The sequence below is a fragment of the Streptomyces sp. R33 genome (assembly GCF_041200175.1).
Taxonomy (GTDB): domain Bacteria; phylum Actinomycetota; class Actinomycetes; order Streptomycetales; family Streptomycetaceae; genus Streptomyces; species Streptomyces katrae_B.
Genome location: NZ_CP165727.1, coordinates 4,726,075 through 4,744,000, shown reverse-complemented (window position 1 = coordinate 4,744,000; position 17,926 = coordinate 4,726,075). Strand labels below are relative to the sequence as shown.

Annotated in this window: 16 protein-coding genes and 1 tRNA gene; 8 read left to right on the top strand and 9 right to left on the bottom strand. The window is 72.5% G+C overall.

Annotation, left to right across the window (positions count from 1 at the left end):
* The first annotated feature begins 39 nt into the window (after window positions 1-39).
* Both trmB and AB5J51_RS21770 read left to right on the top strand, forming a co-directional pair.
* Window positions 40-801 (top strand): tRNA (guanosine(46)-N7)-methyltransferase TrmB, encoded by a 762-nt coding sequence (gene trmB, locus AB5J51_RS21775; protein WP_234382432.1) that lies wholly within the window; start codon window positions 40-42, stop codon window positions 799-801.
* 51 nt (window positions 802-852) lie between these two features.
* Window positions 853-2,163 carry a PrsW family intramembrane metalloprotease gene (locus tag AB5J51_RS21770; protein WP_053788259.1) on the top strand — a complete coding sequence of 437 codons (1,311 nt, stop codon included), beginning with the start codon at window positions 853-855 and terminating at the stop codon, window positions 2,161-2,163.
* Here the strand turns inward: AB5J51_RS21770 and AB5J51_RS21765 are convergent.
* From AB5J51_RS21765 to AB5J51_RS21725, 9 genes are all read right to left on the bottom strand, one after another.
* Window positions 2,072-3,079, bottom strand: coding sequence for a M23 family metallopeptidase (locus AB5J51_RS21765; RefSeq protein ID WP_136227202.1), 1,008 nt, complete (start codon window positions 3,077-3,079; stop codon window positions 2,072-2,074). The genes AB5J51_RS21770 and AB5J51_RS21765 overlap by 92 nt on opposite strands.
* A 294-nt stretch (window positions 3,080-3,373) precedes the next feature.
* Window positions 3,374-4,531: a PP2C family protein-serine/threonine phosphatase gene (locus AB5J51_RS21760; protein WP_369780289.1), complete on the bottom strand. Its 1,158-nt coding sequence runs from the start codon at window positions 4,529-4,531 to the stop codon at window positions 3,374-3,376.
* Between the two features lie 181 nt (window positions 4,532-4,712).
* A tRNA-Met gene (locus AB5J51_RS21755) sits at window positions 4,713-4,786 on the bottom strand.
* Between the two features lie 120 nt (window positions 4,787-4,906).
* A complete protein-coding gene (locus AB5J51_RS21750) occupies window positions 4,907-5,233 on the bottom strand; it encodes an AzlD domain-containing protein (RefSeq protein WP_053788261.1) in 327 nt (108 codons plus the stop codon).
* The gene (locus AB5J51_RS21745; RefSeq protein WP_369778414.1) at window positions 5,230-6,141 is read right to left on the bottom strand and encodes an AzlC family ABC transporter permease; all 912 of its coding nucleotides are present in this window, start codon (window positions 6,139-6,141) and stop codon (window positions 5,230-5,232) included. The genes AB5J51_RS21750 and AB5J51_RS21745 overlap by 4 nt, the downstream gene beginning before the upstream one ends.
* Window positions 6,129-6,626 (bottom strand): GNAT family N-acetyltransferase, encoded by a 498-nt coding sequence (locus tag AB5J51_RS21740; protein WP_053788263.1) that lies wholly within the window; start codon window positions 6,624-6,626, stop codon window positions 6,129-6,131. The genes AB5J51_RS21745 and AB5J51_RS21740 overlap by 13 nt, the downstream gene beginning before the upstream one ends.
* Window positions 6,626-7,402: a 2OG-Fe dioxygenase family protein gene (locus tag AB5J51_RS21735; protein WP_053788264.1), complete on the bottom strand. Its 777-nt coding sequence runs from the start codon at window positions 7,400-7,402 to the stop codon at window positions 6,626-6,628. Before AB5J51_RS21735 ends, AB5J51_RS21740 begins: the two co-directional genes overlap by 1 nt.
* Window positions 7,403-7,453: 51 nt before the next feature.
* Window positions 7,454-8,062, bottom strand: a complete 609-nt coding sequence (locus AB5J51_RS21730; protein ID WP_369778412.1) for a DinB family protein — start codon at window positions 8,060-8,062, stop codon at window positions 7,454-7,456.
* Window positions 8,063-8,123: 61 nt separating this feature from the next.
* On the bottom strand, window positions 8,124-9,371 hold the full coding sequence (locus tag AB5J51_RS21725) for an MDR family MFS transporter (protein ID WP_369778411.1): 1,248 nt from the start codon (window positions 9,369-9,371) through the stop codon (window positions 8,124-8,126).
* A 246-nt stretch (window positions 9,372-9,617) separates the two neighbouring features.
* Here AB5J51_RS21725 and AB5J51_RS21720 point away from each other — a divergent pair, with 246 nt between their 5' ends.
* From AB5J51_RS21720 to AB5J51_RS21695, 6 genes are all read left to right on the top strand, one after another.
* Window positions 9,618-10,892 carry an ATP-grasp domain-containing protein gene (locus AB5J51_RS21720; protein ID WP_053788267.1) on the top strand — a complete coding sequence of 425 codons (1,275 nt, stop codon included), beginning with the start codon at window positions 9,618-9,620 and terminating at the stop codon, window positions 10,890-10,892.
* A complete protein-coding gene (locus AB5J51_RS21715; RefSeq protein ID WP_369778409.1) occupies window positions 10,889-12,166 on the top strand; it encodes an acetyl-CoA carboxylase biotin carboxylase subunit family protein in 1,278 nt (425 codons plus the stop codon). Before AB5J51_RS21720 ends, AB5J51_RS21715 begins: the two co-directional genes overlap by 4 nt.
* Before the next feature lie 134 nt (window positions 12,167-12,300).
* Entirely contained in the window at window positions 12,301-13,821 is a 1,521-nt protein-coding gene (locus AB5J51_RS21710) for an ABC transporter substrate-binding protein (RefSeq protein ID WP_369778408.1), read from the top strand.
* Window positions 13,818-15,158 (top strand): lysine N(6)-hydroxylase/L-ornithine N(5)-oxygenase family protein, encoded by a 1,341-nt coding sequence (locus tag AB5J51_RS21705; RefSeq protein WP_133897586.1) that lies wholly within the window; start codon window positions 13,818-13,820, stop codon window positions 15,156-15,158. The genes AB5J51_RS21710 and AB5J51_RS21705 overlap by 4 nt, the downstream gene beginning before the upstream one ends.
* A gap of 22 nt (window positions 15,159-15,180) precedes the next feature.
* Window positions 15,181-16,593: a diaminobutyrate--2-oxoglutarate transaminase family protein gene (locus AB5J51_RS21700; RefSeq protein ID WP_369778406.1), complete on the top strand. Its 1,413-nt coding sequence runs from the start codon at window positions 15,181-15,183 to the stop codon at window positions 16,591-16,593.
* Window positions 16,590-17,918, top strand: a complete 1,329-nt coding sequence (locus tag AB5J51_RS21695) for a SidA/IucD/PvdA family monooxygenase (RefSeq protein WP_053788272.1) — start codon at window positions 16,590-16,592, stop codon at window positions 17,916-17,918. The genes AB5J51_RS21700 and AB5J51_RS21695 overlap by 4 nt, the downstream gene beginning before the upstream one ends.
* The last annotated feature ends 8 nt before the right edge of the window (window positions 17,919-17,926 follow it).

Below are 17,926 nucleotides of genomic sequence, written 5' to 3'. Positions count from 1 at the left end.
CCCAGCGCCCCGGAAACCACGCCGGAGGCGAACTCCTACGTGCCCCCGAAGTGGCGGACCGAGCCCCGTTTCCCCGACGGGCCCGCCCCCGACCCGGCCGGCTCGCACCACGAGCGGCGGATCCGGAGCTTCCAGCCGCGGCGCAGCCGGGTGACCACCGGGCAGGGCGAAGCCCTGAAGCGGCTGTGGGGGGTCTGGGGGCTCGACATCGACGGGAATTCCGTCATCGACCTCGAGAAGCTGTTCGGCGGGCTTCCCGTCGTGCTCGAGATCGGCTTCGGGATGGGTGAGGCCACCGCGCAGATGGCCGCAGCCGACCCCGCGACCGGGATCCTCGCCGCCGACGTGCACACCCCGGGCCAGGGGAACCTGCTGGCGCTCGCCGAGCGCGGCGGGATGACCAACGTGCGCGTCGCCAACGGCGACGCCATCATCCTGCTCCGCGAGATGCTGCCGCCCGACTCCCTCGCCGGGCTGCGCGTGTACTTCCCTGACCCGTGGCCCAAGGCCCGCCACCACAAGCGGCGGCTGATCCAGCCCGAGTTCCTCGACCTGGCCGCGACCCGCCTGGCCCCGGGCGCCGTACTGCACTGCGCGACCGACTGGGAGCCGTACGCCGAGCAGATGCTCGAAGTGCTCACCGCGCACCCGGAGTTCGAGAACACCCAGGCGGACGGCGGCTACGCGCCGCGGCCCGACTTCCGGCCGCTCACCCGCTTCGAGGGACAGGGCCTCGACAAGGGGCACGTCGTGCACGACCTGCTCTTCGCCCGCCGCCGCCCGGCGTCCCCGAACGAGTAGAGAACCGCCGTCGTCACTGCTCGTGTCAGAGCGGCTCGCTAGAGTCATCGTGTGTTCCGAGCGCTCCCTGGTGTCCGTACGTGCGTGCTCGCCGTGCTGTCGCTGTCGGGGCTGGCGATCCTCGAACTCGTGCGGGAACAGACCGGTACCGCGGGGTTCTTCGTCGGCCTCGGGCTGGCCGTGCTGCCGGTGCCGCTGCTCATGGCGGCCTTCCGGTGGCTCGGCCGCGCCGCGCCCTGCCCCTGGGCGCAGCTGCTGTTCTGCTTCGGCTGGGGCGCCTGCACCGCGGCCCTGATCGCGATACTGGCCAACAACTTCGCCACGGAGTGGATAACGGCTGCGACGGCCGATGCCTCCGCCGCGGACCGGCTCGGCTCGGTGGCGGTCGCCCCGGTGGTCGAGGAGAGCGCCAAGGCGGCGGCCCTGCTGCTGGTGTTCGCGTTCCGAAGACGGCAGTTCACCGGCCCCGCGGACGGATTCGTGGTGGCCGGGTTCACCGCCACCGGCTTCGCCTGCACCGAGAACGTCCTCTATCTCGGCAACGCCTTCGGTGAGGACCTGCAGAGCGGCGCCGCCCCGCTGGACTCGGTGACGGCCGCGACGTTCTTCGTGCGGATCGTGGTCTCGCCGTTCGCGCACCCGCTGTTCACGGTGCTCACCGGGCTCGGCTTCGGCGCGGCCGCGCTCGCCGCCGGCCGGCTGCGCCGGACCGGGCTGCCGCTGCTCGGGCTGCTGACCGCGATGGGCCTGCACGCGCTGTGGAACAGCTCCTCGCGGTTCGGGGAGTACGGCTTCTACGTGGTCTACGGCTGCGTGATGGTCCCGGTGTTCGGGCTGCTGCTGTGGCTGGCCGTACGGATAAGGCGGCGCCGGCTGCATGCCGTCGCCGGGGAGCTGGCGGTGTACGCGGCCGCGGGCTGGCTGCGCCCGGCGGAGGTGCCGGCCCTGGTGTCGATGCCGGCCCGGTCGCTGGCCCGTGCGCTGGCCCGGAGCACCGGGGGCCGGGCCGCGGGCAGGGCGGTCGCCCTGTACGAGGCGGACGCGGCCGCGCTGGCCCTGCTGCGGCACCGGGCCCGGCAGGGCGGACCTGCGCGGGAGCCCGATTTCGCCTGCCGGGAGCGGGAGTTGCTGCGCCGGCTGTGGCTGCGCAAGGCGACGGCGGGGCCCGCCCTGGCCCGGGCGGCGGTCCTGGAGGAGCTCCTTCCGCCGCGGCCGGCCCCCGTACCGGTAGCGGCGCCGGTACCGGCCGAGCGGGTCTGCGTACCGCCTGCTAGACGCTCAGACCCTTGGACTCCAGCCACGCCAGCGGGTCCATCGTCGAGCCGCCCTTGCGTACTTCCAGGTGGAGATGGGGTCCGGTGACGTTGCCGGTGGCGCCGACGCGGCCGATGGTCTCGCCCGCGCCGACGGAGCCGGAGGTCACCGACATCGAGGACAGGTGGCAGTACCAGATCTCCGTACCGTCTTCGAGCTCGAGGACGATCCGGTAGCCGTACGCCCCGGACCAGCCGGCCGAGGTGATCGTCCCGCCGGCGACGGCCTTGGCGGGGGTGCCGGTCGGGGCGGCGAAGTCGAGGCCGGTGTGGTGGCCGGAGGACCACATGGAACCGGCGTCGCCGTAGTGCGAGGTGAGGGTGTAGGCGGAGGTGGGGAGGGAGTAGCTGCCGGCGAGCTTGGCGATCCGCTCCTGCTCGGCCTTGGCCTCGGCGGCCTCCTTGGCCTCCTTCTCGGCGGCCGCGCGGGCGTCGTCGGCCTCCTTCTGGGCGGCCTCCCGCTGCGCCTTGGCCTGCGCGGCGGCGGCCTCCTGCGCGGCGCGTTCGGCCTGTGCCCGGGCCTGGGAGTCGGCGGCGCTCTCCTGGGACTCGGCCTGCTGGAGGATGCGGCCCACCAGGGTCGCCCCGGCGTCGGTGTGCCCCGCGGTCTGCTGCGCGATGATGCCGGTCGGCTTCGCGGCGGCTTCTGCGCCCGCCCCGGAGCCTTCGGCCTCCGCGTGCTGCCCGCCGGCGCCGCCCAGCCCGAAGTCGGGCAACGAGGGCATGGAGATGGCGACTTGGGGCCGGTCCTGTGCGGTGGCGATGCCGCTCGCGCCGACTGCCGCGATGACGCCGACACCGAGCACGGTGGAGCTGCGGGCAAGTCCGCCGCGCTGCTTGACGACCCGGTGCTTGCCGCGGGGCGGGCGGGCGGAGTCCTCGGTGGGGTTCCATTCGCCCCAGGCGCCCGCGGTGGGCGCTTCCTGGAGCTCGATGCCTTCGGGGGCAGGCGAGTTGGAGGCCACCGGGCCACACTCCTCATGGGGGACACGCACGCGCACGGCGCCGCCTCTTGCGACGGCTGGGACGACCGCGCTGCGTTATCGAACGGTAATAGACGGAGGGGAGTGATTCCAAGCTGTTGCGATTGATCGTTAACGGCAATCAGCCACTCAACGCGCAGCCTTGGCCACCACTAATAGCACTTAAGGGGATCAATTCGGGCAAAAATTAAGCAAGATCCACATCTCTTCGGCCACACCTGCACCTTGACGTGCCGTCATAAACCTTGCGGAGCGCACCTTTTCAATTACCCACCGTCACTGAGCCATCACGGGTACGGTACGCCGCCGGTCCGGCCGCCCCGCCTCCGGCCGGCCCACCGCGAGGAGCGCCATGTCGTCCGTCGCGCCGCCGCCCGTGTGCCGGCGCACGTCGCTGCTGAGCGCGCCGAGCAGTTCGCCGGGCCCGGGGAAGACCCGCCCGTTCAGCCGGGCCGCCGGATCGTAGAAGACCCCCGCGGCGTCCCGGGCCTCGGTCAGCCCGTCCGTGTACAGCAGCAGGGTGGCCCCGGTCGGGAAGGCCCACTCCTCGACCCGGTCCGGCCACGCCCCTGCCAGCTCCCCCATGCCGAGCGGCAGCGCGGGCTCCGCCGGGGCGAGGACCACCAGGCGCCCGTCCGCGTACAGCAGCAGCGGCTCGGGGTGGCCCCGGTTGACCAGGCGCAGCACTTGGGCGCCCGCCGGGATCTCCCCGAGCACGCAGGTCGTGAACCCCTCCACCGCGTCCAGGCTGTCGCGCCGGGTGCCCTCCCGGGCCAGGGCCCGCTCCAGCCGCTGCGCCAGTCCCCCGAGCGTGGGCTCCGTCTCGGCCGCTTCGCGGAAGGCCCCGAGGACCACCGCCACGGCCTCCACCGCCCCCAGCCCCTTGCCGCGTACGTCTCCCACCGCCAGGCGCACTCCGTACGGGGTGTCCTGGACGGCGTACAGGTCCCCGCCGATGAAGGCGTCGGCCTGCGCGGCCTCGTACCGGGCACAGACGTGCAGGCCCGCGATGCGTTCGGCGGGCTTCGGCAGCACCGCGCGCTGGGCGGCCTCGGCGATCCCGCGCGCCGAGGCGAGCCGCTCGCCGCTGCGCCGTACGACCCGGTTGATCAGGACCGCGAGCCCGGAGACGGTCACCACGGTCACCAGCTCGGTCAGCGCCTCGCCCTTCCAGGTGGTGCCGTTGAGGATGTGCAGCAGGACCACCGCGAGCGAGGCCAGCACACCGGTGAGGACGGTGCCCCGGAGCGAGGACAGCGGGGCGGCGATCAGCGGGGCCGCGGAGAAGAAGGGGGATCCCGTGTAACTGGGCGGGGTCATCACGTCGAAGGCCAGTCCGACGGCGATCAGCGCGGCCGGGAGCACCCGGACCACCCTGCGGGCCGTGCCGTTGCCGGTGCCGCCCGCGTACTCGTTGCCGCCCTGCTGTCCCAGGCCCACCACGCTGCTCTCCTGCCCGGTCCCTCATACGGGTGCGGGCCGCTGCCGCCTCGCCCCTCAAGGCTGGCCGCAGCAGGGGCCGTACGGCGACCCGGCCCGGGCCGATCGGGTGAGGGCGGACCGGGAACACGACGAAGGCCCGGCTCCCCAAGGGGAACCGGGCCTTCGTACTGAGTAGCGGGGACAGGATTTGAACCTGCGACCTCTGGGTTATGAGCCCAGCGAGCTACCGAGCTGCTCCACCCCGCGTCGGTAAACACAACTCTACGTCATCGCGGGGAGGGCTCACGCCAATTAACCTCCCGGCCACCCCCGGGACCTACATATCCGCAGGTCAGAGCCGTGCAGAACGGTGGAAGACGGCTTCCGTCAGCCGGTGACCAGGCGGAGCAGGGCCAGGGATCCGATACCGAAGGCGATCGTCAGGTAGAAGTTCCGGGTGCGCCAGGCGAGCAGCAGGGTCGGCACCGCCAGCCAGAGGGCGTAGTTGCCGGGGCCGAGGTCGAGCGTGCCGGCCGGGGCGAACAGGGACGGGGCGAGCAGGGCGGCGATCACCGCGGGCGGTACCTGCCGCAGCCAGACCACGACGGGCCGGGGCAGGGCGGCCGCCGCGAGGAAGAGGGTGGGCACCAGGCGGGGGCCGAAGGTGACGGCCGCCATGCCGGCGATGGTCAGGGCGAGCGTGAGGTCGCTCATCGGCCCGGCGCTCCTTCCGTGCCGCGGTCTTCTGCGCTGCGCTCTTGGGTGCTTCGGTCTTGGGTGCTGCGGTCGTCCGTGTCGCCGGCCTCGGTCTCCCCGTGACCCTCGCGGGGTGCGATGGCCAGGCCGAAGGTGGCCGCGACGGCCGCCGCCACCAGGACGGCCCAGTACTGCAGGCCGAGCAGGGTCAGGCCCACCGCCCCGCCGCCCGCGACGACGGCGACGGCGAGCCCGCGCCGGTCGGCGATGATCCCGGCCGCCAGCAGGGCCATGAACATGGCGGGCAGGGCGTAGTCGAGGCCCAGCGCCTCGACGTCGGTGACCAGGTCCCCGGCCAGCACGCCCGCGAGCGTGCCCGCCACCCAGGAGGCGTGCACGGCGGTGTTGAAGGTGAAGACCTCAGCCTTGGGGCGCTGCGCGCGTTCCGCGTACTGGGCGGAGTGCACCGCGAAGGCCTCGTCGGTGAGCTCGTACGCGAAGAGCGCCTGCTCGCGGCGGCGCCATCCGGCGAGCCGGGGGGCGATCGCGGCGGACAGCAGCAGATGGCGCAGGTTGACGACGAAGGTGGTCAGGACGATGGCGTAGGGGGCGGCGCCGACGGCCAGCAGCTGGAGGGCCGCGAACTGGGAGGAACCGCCGTACACGAAGGCCGACATGGCGACCATCGCCCACCACGGCAGCCCGGCGGTGTGGCCGAGCACGCCGAAGGCGAAGGCCACCGGCACGTAGCCGAGCATCACGGGGACGGCCTGCCCGAAGCCCGCCGCCCAGGCGGCGCGGGCCGGCCGGGTGGCCGGGGCCGTCCCGGCCGGGGCACGGTCCGCCGGTCGGGCGGCCCCCGCCCCGGGGGCCCCGGCCGCGGCGTGGTCCGCCGGGGCCGGGGCGTCGGGCGCTACAGATCGCACTCGAAGGTCCTCTCTCCCAGGGCCGGGCGGAAGCCCACGCCCGTCCAGAGGGCGGTCGCGGCCTCGTTCCCGTCGAGGACGGCGAGGAAGATCCGGTTGACCCCGCGGCGCCGGAAGGCCGCCAGCACGTCGACCGCCATCACACGGGCCAGCCCGAGCCTGCGGTGGCCGGGGTCGACCACCGCGTGGCTGATGCTCCCCCGTACGCCGAACGAGCCGGCGAGCAGCGCCGCGACGACCCGGCCCGAGGGGGTGCGGATCACCCGGCACAGGTCGGAGGAGTGGGCGAGGTGCCCGGACAGCAGCCCCTCGTCCTCCCATTCGCAGTACGCGGCCTGCGGCGCGGCCCGCAGCAGCTCGATCACCTGCGGGACGTCGGCCGTGGTCATGGCCTCGGACACCGCGGGAGCGGCGACGGGCGCCGGGGGCTCGTACGGCCCGACCAGTACGTGCGGCTCCTCGAGCGCCAGAGCTGCGGCGCTCATCAGACCAGCGTCTCGTACGGAGAGCCGGGCAGGGAGAACGAGATGGCGAGGACGTCGCGGTAGCCGCCCTTGTCCTCGGCTGCGCTCAGACCCGTGACGTGGTGCTTCATCGCGCGGTCCTCGAAGATCAGCGAGTCGAGCGGGGTGAGGAAGGTGCCCTTGGCGAGCGGCTCCTCGTCCCAGGTGAAGACGGTGCTGTGGCCGCCCTCGACGTCGACGCGGGAGATGAGGTGCAGGCCTGCCCACGGGTAGCCGTCCGAGTGGATGCCCTCCGGGACCAGCTCGTTGTACTTGCCGGGGTTGATCTCGATGCGGATCTGGTGGATCTGGCAGACCCAGGCGCGGTCGCGGTACTCGTCCTCGATCGGCAGGTTGTCGAAGTCGTAGCGGACCAGGGCCTGGAAGAGCGGGTTGCGGTACGTGGCCTCCTCGACATCGCCGAAGTGGCGCTCGATCCCGCCCACGAAGGCGTTCATGGCCTCGCTCTGGTAGTACGCGACGTGGTCGAGCGGGGCGAGCTCGCCGGTGGCGGGCACGTAGGTGAAGTCGCTGTAGCGGCGGGTGCGGACGGCGCGGTCGCCACCACCGAAGTGGGTGTCGGGGGTGAGCCGGCCCCAGGAGGCCTGGAGGCCGTCGAAGGCGGCGGCGAGCTCGGGGGACAGGGTCAGGTCGGCGGCCGACACGAGGGCGTAGCGCTGTTCGCGCAGGGTGTCGCGGAGGTCGGGGCCGACGGAGGTGATGGTGTCGGGGGCGGGCGTCTGGGCGACGGTGGTCACGGCGGTGTTCTCTCTCTCCGGAGCGTAGGGATGCGGCGGGCGGTGCAGGGCTCAGCGCAGGCCCAGGGATTCGTACGTGGCGTCGAGCTCGGCGACGTCGAGGCCGGCGGCCTGGCGGACGAGGCGGATGGCCCGGTAGATCTGGTTGATGTGGGCGATGTCGTGGCCGATGACCTTGCGGATCATGACCTCCATCGTTTCGCCGCCCTGCTCGCCGTGGCGGCCGGTGCGCTGCCGGTCCTCGGGCGTGAGTGAGGCGAGGAGGGCGACGTTGGAGGCGCGCAGGCCGGTCCAGGCGTCGAGCATCTGACGGAAGGGGAGCCGGGGCAGCGGGGCCCACAGCTGCTCGTCGTAGCCGGGGTAGACGGGGTTGTCCTCGGTGGCCACGAGGCGCCAGCGGAAGCCGTAGACGATGTCGACGTCGAAGAGGTGGCCGACGATGAAGGCGGCGGGCCACTCGCCCGGCTCGGGGACGGTCTCGGCGAGGTCGGTCGGCAGGTCGGCGAAGAGCCGGGCCGCCCAGACGGGGGTCTTGGCGAGCACGTCGAACGCGTCGCGGTCGCCGGCCACGTCGAGGAGTGCGGTGACGTACGCGGCGGGGTCCTCGGTGGCGGAGGGGATGTCGATCCGGTGGACGTCGGTGGTGGTGCTGATGGTCATGCCGGTGTGCCTTTCGGGTGGGTTCGGCTGGTACGGGACTGCTGATTCGGCGCTGGAAGGGTCAGGCCGTGTGGGCCGGTTCGGATGTCTTCTCGGTGTCGTGCGCGCCCGTCACCTCCCCCCGGTTGCCGGGGTTGGCGCCCAGGACCAGGAGGGCGCCGAGGGCGGCCACGGCGGCGCAGGCCGTCCAGTGCAGCGGCGGCGAGATGCTGTAGAGGAGGCCGCCGACGGCCGGGCCGAGGGCGCCGCCGAGGGTGTGGGCGATGCCCTCGGCGCCCTGGTAGCGGCCGCGCAGGTGGGCCGGTGAGAACTCGGCGGGGTAGGCGTTGGCGATCGGCGTGTACACCGTCTCGGCGACCGTCCACACCACCACCGTCAGCGCGAGCAGCCAGACGGCGTGCATCGCGCCCGTGAGGGCCATGCCGATGCCCAGCAGGGCGAGCCCTGCGGCGATCACGCGGCGCGGGTTGCGGCGCTCGGTGTGCTTGGTCAGCGGGAGTTCGATGACCACGCAGAGCAGGGCGTTGAGGCCGAGCAGCAGGCCGTACACCTTGTTGTCGAAGCCGGCGTCGGTGACGTGCAGCGGGAGGGTCGCGGTGGACTGCCCGTACACGAAGGTCGCGGCGACCATCGAGCCGAGGAAGAGCAGGTACGGGCGGTCGGAGAGCACCTCGCGGTAGCCCCCCTTGCCCCGTCCCGCGCTCTGCGGTGCGGGCGTTTCCACGGGCGGGCGCCCGCCGGGCAGCGTGCACAGCGCGAGCACGCCGAACGCGCAGGAGAACAGGGCGTCGCCCAGGAAGACGTACGTGTACGAGGCCCCGCTGAGCAGGCCGCCGACGAGCGGGCCGACCGCCATGCCCACGTTGATGGCGAGCCGCAGCACGGCGAAGGCCGTCACCCTCTGCCTCTCGGGGACCACGTCGACGAGCAGCGCGCCGGCCGCGGGCCGGTACAGCTGCGCGAAGACGCCGACGAGCCCGACCAGCGCGGTGGTCGCGAACAGCCCGTCGGTCAGCGGGACGAGGGCGGTGGCGGCGCTGCTGCCGAACATCGACACCGCGATGGCGGTGCGCCGGCCGAAGCGGTCGGCGACCGCACCGCCGACGGCGTTTCCGATGAAGGCGCCTACCCCGACCACACCGAGGGCCACGCCGGCCTGGAATGCGGAGAATCCCTGGGCGACCAGGAACAGCACCAGGAATACGTTCAGGAAATTGCCGAATTTGATGAGGAACATTCCGGAGAAGATCACCCAGGCGCTTCTGGGCAGGTCCTGCAATCGTCGGTGCAAGGGGTCCTCGCCGGCCATGGGGGCTCCTTCTCGATCGGGGGACGAATCACGGATGAGGTGGCGTCCACCATGAAACCCGCCGGTCAAGGCCCTGCCCAGGGCTGAGTGCTGGCACAAAGGAGGCTGGCACATTCTTGCCCGGGCGCCCGGAAGCAACCGTTTCAAGATCGCCGCCGAACCGGCCCCTGCATCATTCGTGCCGGGCATGCTTGTGCCAGCCGGAATCCATTTCCCGGCCCGGAATTCTGCTGCAGAGTTCTGGCCATGACCGAACACAAGCTTCTCGTCGTCGGCGGACGGATACAGACGCTGCGCAAGGCGGCGGCTCTCGGAATCCGCTTCGTGCTGATCCAGCACAAGGACCAGTTCGTGCCCGAGGCCGCCGCGCTCGCCGAGGCCGTCCTCATCGCGGACTACACCGACTGGGACGTCACCCGTCCGCTGGTCGAGGCCGCGCAGCAGGCGTACGGCTTCACCCGGGTCGCCTCGATCACCGAGCCGGGCCTCGTTCCGGCCGGCCGCATCAGCGACCACCTGGGGCTCGGCAACACCTCCGAGGAGGTCGCCGAACTGCTGCGCGACAAGCACGCGATGCGCCGCCACCTGGCCGCGTCCCCCTCCCCCGAGGTGCGGGCCCTGTCGGTGGCCGCCGCCGAGGTCGACGGCGCCGGGGCGCTGACCGCCTTCGGCGCCGAGCACGGTTACCCGTTCGTACTCAAGCCCGTCGACGCCACCGCCAGCCTGGGCGTCGTACGGATCGACGGGCCGGAGCAGGCCGCCGAGGCCTGGGCCGGAGTGGAGGCCCTGCGGGCCCGCACCGACCTCCAGTGGGGTTCGTTCTTCACCATCGGCCGCTTCATCGCCGAGCAGTACATCCCCGGCCCCGAATACAGCGTCGAGAGCTTCTCGTTCGCCGGCCGGCACATCGTCCTCGCGGTGACCGAGAAGCTCACCGGCGGCGGGTTCATCGAGCTCGGCCACGCCCTGCCGGCCCGCCTCGACCCGGTGGACGAACGGCGCATCGAGGAGGCCGTCGCCCGCTTCCTGGACGCGATGGGCCTCACCGACGGAGCCGCCCACACCGAGCTGCGGCTGTCACCGGCGGGCCCGCAGATCATCGAGAGCCACAACCGCATGGGCGGCGACCGGATCTTCGACCTGCTGGACTCCGCCTACGGCATCGACCTCGAAGAGTGGATCGTGGCCTGGCAGTTCGGGCTGATTCCGGCCCTCACCGAGCGCCCCGTCCCCCGCCACGCGGCGGCGACCCGCTTCCTGTCCGCCGAGCCGGGCACGGTCGTGGAGATCCAGGGCGCCGACGAGGCCAGGGCCCTGCCCGACGTCATCGACGTGGAGACCGGCGTGCGGCCCGGCGACACCGTCGGGGAGCTGCGCGGCAACTGGGACCGGGTCGGCCAGGTGCTGGTCACCGGGGCGGACACCGAGGCCGCCGTCGCCACCGCGGAGCGGCTCACCGAGAAGGTCACCGTCGTCACCACCCCCACCCCGCACGACTCCCACGGAAAGACCGCGTCATGAAGATCCTGCTGATCATGCGGAACACGTACGCGTGGCACCGCGAGCACATCGAGACCCTGGAGCGGATGGGTCTGGAGATCCACCTCGCGACCCGGGTCGCGCAGGCCGCGGACGACGGCCGGTTCGCGAACGTCGTGCCGATCCCGGAGGAGCTGGAGGGCACGGAGCTCGCCGAATTCTGCGCCGCCGCTGCCCGCCGGCTCGGCATCGCCTCGGCGATCACCTTCTACGACAGCGACATCGCCGTCACCTCCCAGGTCAACCAGCTGCTCGGACACACCTGGCCGCGCCCCGAGGCGGACCTGATCTCCCGCGACAAGCAGCTCCAGCGGTCCTTCCTGGAGCGGCACGGGCTGCCGGGCCCGCAGTTCGCGGGCGTCGACAGCGTCGAGGCGGGTCTCGCCGCCGCGGAGGCCTTCACGTACCCGTTCATCGTCAAGCCCAGCGCGCTGGCCGCCAGCATCGGCGTCAGCCTGGTCCGCGACCGCGCCGAGCTGGAGCGCGCGCTGACCGACGTGGCCCGTCTCGCCGAGGAGTGGGGCGGCTACTTCCCCAGCGACGGCCCCGAGATCGCGCTGCTGGAGGAGTTCCTCCCGGGCAAGGAGGTCACGCTCGACGGGGTGGTCCTGGACGGGACCTTCCACCTGGTGGGCGTCACCAACAAGATGCAGATGCCCGGCCCGTACTTCGAGGAGGACTTCTACACCCTGCCGTTTCGCACCCCGGAGGAGGAGCCGGAGCTGGTCGCGGTCGCCGAGGGCATCGCGGCGGGCCTGGGCGTACGGCACTGCCTGTTCAACGCCGAGTTCCGGCAGGACTCCGAGGGCCGCTACCGGGTCGTGGAGTTCGCCACGCGGATGAGCGGCGGCCAGAACTACCGCAACCTGCGGGAGGTCCACGGCATCGATGCGGTCCGCCTCTACGCCAAGGCCGTGCTCGCCGGTGAGGACGCGGGCGCCCTCGCCTCGCTCCTGGACGGCGAGGTGCTCCGGGCCGCGGCCCCGCGCGCCGCCACCTGCATCAAGTTCGCGTACCGGACCGGGACCCTCGTCCGCAACAACCCCGGCGACGCGACGCACTCCCCGTACTTCCGCTCGTACATCCCCGCCTCGAAGCCGGGCGACCGGCTGCGGCGCGCACCCGAGGGCTGGTACGAGATCGCCGGCTCGCTCGCGGTGGCCGCGCCCTACCGGTCCGCCGCCGACATCGACCGCGTGGAGCGGATCGCCGCGGACCTCGACGAGCGGCTCGACGTGGTCGTCGTACCGGCCTGACCCTTCGCGCCCCGCCCAGCGCGCTGTTTCACGTGAAACATCGCCCAACGGCCCTGCCCAGTGGGCTGTTTCACGTGAAACATCGCCCGGCGCCCCTTCACTCCCCATTCCACCGACCGCGGAAAGAGCCCCACGTGCACGCCAACGACCCCGTGTTCCGGATGGGAATCACGGAGCCCACCGCCATCGACCCGTACAAGGCCCAGGAAGGGGAGGGCATCCTCGTCTGCAAGGCCCTGTTCACCGGGCTCCTCGCCCTCGACGAGGACGGCGTCCTGATCCCGGCCACCGCCAGGTCCTGGGAGAGCGATCCGACTGCCACGACCTGGACCTTCACGCTGCGCCCCGGCACGGTGTTCAGCAACGGCGAGCCGGTCACCGCGCACAGCTTCGTGCGTGGCTGGGCACGGGCGCTGGACCCCGAGGCCAATACGGAGACCGCGTACCACCTGGCGGGCGTGCGCTCCTTCACCGCGGTCGACGACACCACGCTGGTGGTCGAGCTGTCCGAGCCCGACGTGCAGTTCGACCTGAAGACCCTCCAGCCGATCTTCAGCCCGGTCCCGGAGTGCGCCGGGCCGGCGCTGAACCCCGCGTACAACGACCTCCCGGTCGGCAACGGCCCGTTCAAGATGGCCGGACCCTGGGAGCACGGGGTGGCGATCCGGCTGGAGCGCAACGACCTGTGGGCGGGGCCCGCGCCCGAGGTGCGCGAGGTGCAGATCGACATCCTCGACGCGGTCACCGGCCTGGACGACGAGTACGAGCGCTTCCTGGCCGGCGTCTACGACTACGCCCGGATCCCCCCGGCGCGGACCGCCGAGGCCGCCGCGCTGGAGGGCTTCCTCGAGCAGGAGGGCGCCGGCCTCTTCTACCTGATCCCGTTCTGCCACCAGGCGCCGATGGACTCGCTGGACGCCCGCCGGGCCCTGTCCGCGGCCATCGACCGCCAGGGGCTGATCGACACGTACTTCCAGGGGCGGCGCAGCGCGGCCCACTCGCTGCTGTCCCCCTGGTTCGGCAAGGCCCACACCCCGCTCGCGGAGCTGCAGGACGACCCGGACAGCGGCTGGTCGGTGTACGACCCCGAGCGGGCCCGTGCGGCGGCCCTGCGGGCGGGCCTGGGGCCCGGCAGCCGCGTCGAGTTCGCGTACAACACCGGCGCCGGGCACGACGACTGGGTCAAGGCGCTGGCCCGCGGCCTGGAGGAGGTCCTGAGCTGGCGGGTCGAGCTGCTGCGCACCGACGCCCGCGGGCTGGTCGACCACCGCACCTCGATCGCGGCGGCCGGTTTCTGCCGGGCCGGCTGGGCCTGCGACTACCCGACCCCCGACAACATGCTCTTCCCGCTGCTGCACTCCTCGTGCACGGCGCCCGACGCCGAGGGCACGGCCCACGGCGACAACGAAGGCCGCTATGTGAACCCGGCGTTCGACGCCCTCGTGGCGCGCGCCCGGGCCTCGACGGACCCGGCCGAGCGCGCCGACGCCTGGCGCCGCGCGGACCGCACCGCGATGGCGGACCTGGCGCTGATCCCGCTCTGGTACCGGACCGACCAGCGGGTCCACGCCGCCGGACGGATCACCGGCCTGCGCATCGACTTCGACGGAAACCCCACCCTCACCACTGTCAAGGCAAGGAAGACCACCCGATGAGTGCGAGCACGACTCCCGTCTACGACATCCTCGGCATCGGCTTCGGCCCGGCCAACCTGGCCCTTGCCATCGCCCTGGAGGAGCGCGAGTCGCCCCTGACGGCCCGCTTCCTGGAGGCCCGCCCGAGCCCCGAATGGCAGCCGGGGATGCTGCTGGACGGCTCCGACATCCAGAACCATCCGAGCCGTGACCTGGTGACCCTGCGCAACCCGCGCAGCCGCTACACCTTCCTGAACTACTTGCACGAGCAGGGCCGGCTGCTGCGCCACCTCAACCTCCCCTCGGAGTTCCCGCTCCGCAAGGAGTACGCGGGCTACATCCGCTGGGCCGCGGGCTTCTTCTCGCACCTGGTCGACTGCAACCAGCGGGCCGCACGCGTCGAGATCGTCGAGGCGTCCGGCGAGCGCCTCTACGAGGTCACCACCATGTCGGGCGGCCGCTACCTGGGCCGCACGCTGGTGATGGGCCCCGGCCGCACCCCGTACGTCCCGGCCCCCTACGACTCGCTGCGCACCCCGCGGATCTTCCACCTGACCCAGTACCTGCCGAAGCTGGCGGAGCTGACCGGCGAGGGACGCGCCCCGGAGTCGGTGGCCGTCATCGGCGGCAGCCAGAGCGCCGTCGAGCTCGCCCTCGACCTGCACCGCCGCTTCCCGCGCACCAAGGTCACCACGTACACGCGCTCGCACTCGCTGCGGCTGAAGGACACCAGCCCGTTCAGCGAGGAGGGCTACTTCCCCGAGTTCACCGACTACTACTTCCGGGCCTCCCGGGAGGGCAAGAAGGCCCTCGACGCCTACATGCACGGCACGAACTACTCCTCCGCCGACGGCGACGTGCTGCGCGAGCTCTACATGACCATCTACGAGCAGGAGCTCGACGGCGACCAGAAGGTGTTCGTCCGCGGCAACCACGAGGCCGTGGGCGTGGCCCCGGAGAGCGGGGACCGGATCGCCCTGGACTTCCTGGAGCGCACCACCGGCGAGCGGATCAGCGAGACCGTGGACTTCGCGGTCCTCGCCACCGGCTTCCGCAACATGGGCCCCGGCCCGCACGAGGAGCTGTGCCCGCCGCTGATGGCCCCGCTCGCGAAGCTCTTCGCCACCGAGCCGGACGGGCGCCTGCAGGTGTCCGCCGACTACGCGCTCGAACCGGTCGCCGACGGGACCCCGCCGCTCTTCCTGAACGGCCTGTGCGAGTCCAGCCACGGCATCGGCGACGCGGGCTCCTTCAGCCTCCTGTCACTGCGCGCCGCGACCCTCACCGACGCCCTGACCGCCCGCCTGACCGCAGCCTCCACCGCCACCGACCGCAGCGCCGTACTCGCCGCCGCCTGACCGGAAAGGGTCCACGTTTCCCATGACCGCCACGATCGACACCCCGGTCTCGGCCCCGCGCGTCTACAGCGCCCCCGTGATCACCGGCCCGCTGCCCGGGCCGCGCAGCGCCGAGCTCCTGGACCGCCAGGCCGGCCGGGAGTCCAACTCCCGCTCCTACCCGCGCAAACTGCCGATGGCGATCCGCCGCGGCAAGGGCTCCTACGTCGAGGACCTCGACGGGAACGTCTTCCTCGACTTCCTCAGCGGCGCCGGAGTGCTGTCCCTGGGCCACAACCACCCCGAGCCGCTCGCCGCCGCGCACCGCCAGCTCGACGAGTTCGTGCACGGCCTTGACTTCCCCACCCCGGTCAAGGACGAGTTCACCGACCTGACCATCGGGATGCTGCCGGAGCCGATGCGCGAGCGCACCCGGATCCACTTCTGCGGGCCGACCGGCGCCAACGCCGTCGACGCCGCCCTCAAATTGTGCAAGACCGCCACCGGCCGCGAGGAGATCATCACCTTCCAGGGCGGCTTCCACGGAGCGACCCTGGCCGCGCTGAGCGTCACCGGCCTCGTCGAGCAGAAGGAGCCGGTCCGGGGGCGGATGCCGGGCGTGCACTTCTTCCCGTACTCCAACTGCCACAACTGCCCGCTCGGCCTCAAGCGGGACAACTGCCAGGTCAACTGCGCCGCGTTCCTGGAGAAGGCGCTGACCGACGTCAACGGCGGGGTCACCCTGCCCGCCGCCGTGATCATGGAGCTGGTGCAGGGCGAGGGCGGGGTCATCCCGGCCGAGGTCGAGTTCGTCCAGCGGATCCGCGAGGTCACCCGGCGCCTGGGCATCCCGCTCATCGTCGACGAGGTGCAGAGCGGCTGCGGCCGAACCGGCACCTGGTTCGCCTTCGAGCAGTACGGCATCGAGCCCGACGTCGTCTGCGCCTCCAAGGCCCTGTCCGGCATGGGCCTGCCGGCCTCCGTGATCCTCTACGACGAGAAGCTGGACGTCTGGAAGCCCGGCGCCCATTCCGGCACCTTCCGCGGCAACCAGCCCGCGTTCGCCGCCGGTGTCGCCACCATGAAGGTCGTCAAGCGCGAGCGCGTCCTGGAGAACGTCCGGGCCCGCGCCGACCAGCTGATGGTCCACCTCCAGGGGCTCCGCGAGCTCACCCCCTACGTGGCCGACGTACGCGGCCTCGGCCTGATGACCGGCGTCGAGCTGACCGACCCGCAGACCGGGCTGCCCGCCGACGGGCTCGCCAAGCGGGTGCAGTGGGAGGCCGTCAGCCGCGGCCTGATCATCGAGCTCGGCGGCCGCGACGACTGCGTCGTGCGCATGCTGCCGCCGCTGAACTGCTCGGCCCGGGAGATCGACCAGGCCGGCCGGATCATCCGCGAGTCCCTGACCGCCGCCCTGGCCGCGCTCGGCCTGCCGACGGGCGGTGCCCGATGACGACGCACGACACCGCCGTCCAGGACCTGGTGGTGGCGGGCTTCGGCCCCTCGGGGATCGCCCTCGCCGCCGCCGTCGAGGACCACGACGACGCCACCGGGGCGGCCACCGGCGCCGCACCGCTGGCCGCGCGCTACCTGGAGAAGGCCGCCGACTCCGCGTGGCAGCCCAACCTGGTGCTGCCCGGCACCGACATCCAGCACCACTTCCTGCGCGACTTCGCCACCCCCCGCGACGCCCGCTCCCGCTTCACCTTCCCGCACTACCTCCAGCAGAGCGGCCGCTTCTACCCATTCACGCTGATGGGCGGCTACGTCAGCCGCCTCGAGTGGTCGGACTACGTACAGTGGGCCGCCGGCCAGGTCCGCGGCCCCGTCGATTACCACCGCGAAGTGCTGAGCGTCGAGCCCGTCACCGGCGCCGACGGTCGCGTCCGCACCGCCCGGGTGCTGTCCCGCGACACCCGCGACGGCTCCCTGCACACCGTCGAGGGCCGCAACATCGCACTGGCCACCGGCCACGAGGCCTACGTACCGGAGCTGTTCCGCCCGCACCTGGGCGAGCGCGTCTTCCACGCCTCGAAGCTGCTGCCGGCCCTGGCCGCCCTCGGCGACCGGCCGCTGCGCAGCATCGCCGTCATCGGAGCCGGGCAGACCGCGGGCGAGATCGTCCTGCACCTGGCAGCACAGCACCCGGACGCCCAGATCCACTCGGTGGTGCGCCACGCGGGTTTCCGGATGTACGAGCTCGGCCACTTCAGCAACGAGGTGTACTTCCCCGACGAGACCGACTACTTCTACGGGCTCGAAGGGGAGCAGCGCGAACGCGCCCTGGACCAGGCCCGGGCCACCAACTACGCGGCCGTGGACCCCGACGTCTCCACCGCCCTCTACCAGGCGGTCTACCAGGACCGGTTCACCGGCCGGCAGCGCCTGCACATGCACAAGCGCACCGAGGTGACCGCCGTCGACGAGGCCCCGGACGGACGGGTGCAGCTGCGCACCGCGGAGGTGTTCACCGGCGAGAGCGGCCTGATCGAGGCCGACGCGGTGATCGTCTGCACCGGCTACCGCGAGGCCGCGCTGCCCCGCCAGCTCGCCGCGTTCGTCCCCCACCTGCGCCTCGACGCGCAGGGCCGGCCCGAGGTGACCCGCGCCTACCGCGCCCTGACCACCGACGACTGCGAGGTCGGGATCTACCTCGACGGGCTCACCGAGTGGCGGCACGGCATCGGCAGCGCCACCTCCTTCAGCCAGATGGCCGCCAAGGCCGACACCATCCACCGCGACCTGCGCGCCCGCCTGCGCCAGCCCGTCGCCGCCTGATTGGACCC

Bases quoted from the DNA above. Each gene is read 5' to 3' on its own strand.
- AB5J51_RS21700 (WP_369778406.1), top strand. From the start codon at position 15,181: ATGACCGCCACGATCGACACCCCGGTCTCGGCCCCGCGCGTCTACAGC.
- AB5J51_RS21740 (WP_053788263.1), bottom strand. From the start codon at position 6,626: ATGAGCGCCGCAGCTCTGGCGCTCGAGGAGCCGCACGTACTGGTCGGG.
- AB5J51_RS21695 (WP_053788272.1), top strand. From the start codon at position 16,590: ATGACGACGCACGACACCGCCGTCCAGGACCTGGTGGTGGCGGGCTTC.
- AB5J51_RS21725 (WP_369778411.1), bottom strand. From the start codon at position 9,371: ATGGCCGGCGAGGACCCCTTGCACCGACGATTGCAGGACCTGCCCAGA.
- AB5J51_RS21705 (WP_133897586.1), top strand. From the start codon at position 13,818: ATGAGTGCGAGCACGACTCCCGTCTACGACATCCTCGGCATCGGCTTC.
- AB5J51_RS21715 (WP_369778409.1), top strand. From the start codon at position 10,889: ATGAAGATCCTGCTGATCATGCGGAACACGTACGCGTGGCACCGCGAG.
- AB5J51_RS21750 (WP_053788261.1), bottom strand. From the start codon at position 5,233: ATGAGCGACCTCACGCTCGCCCTGACCATCGCCGGCATGGCGGCCGTC.
- AB5J51_RS21720 (WP_053788267.1), top strand. From the start codon at position 9,618: ATGACCGAACACAAGCTTCTCGTCGTCGGCGGACGGATACAGACGCTG.
- AB5J51_RS21730 (WP_369778412.1), bottom strand. From the start codon at position 8,062: ATGACCATCAGCACCACCACCGACGTCCACCGGATCGACATCCCCTCC.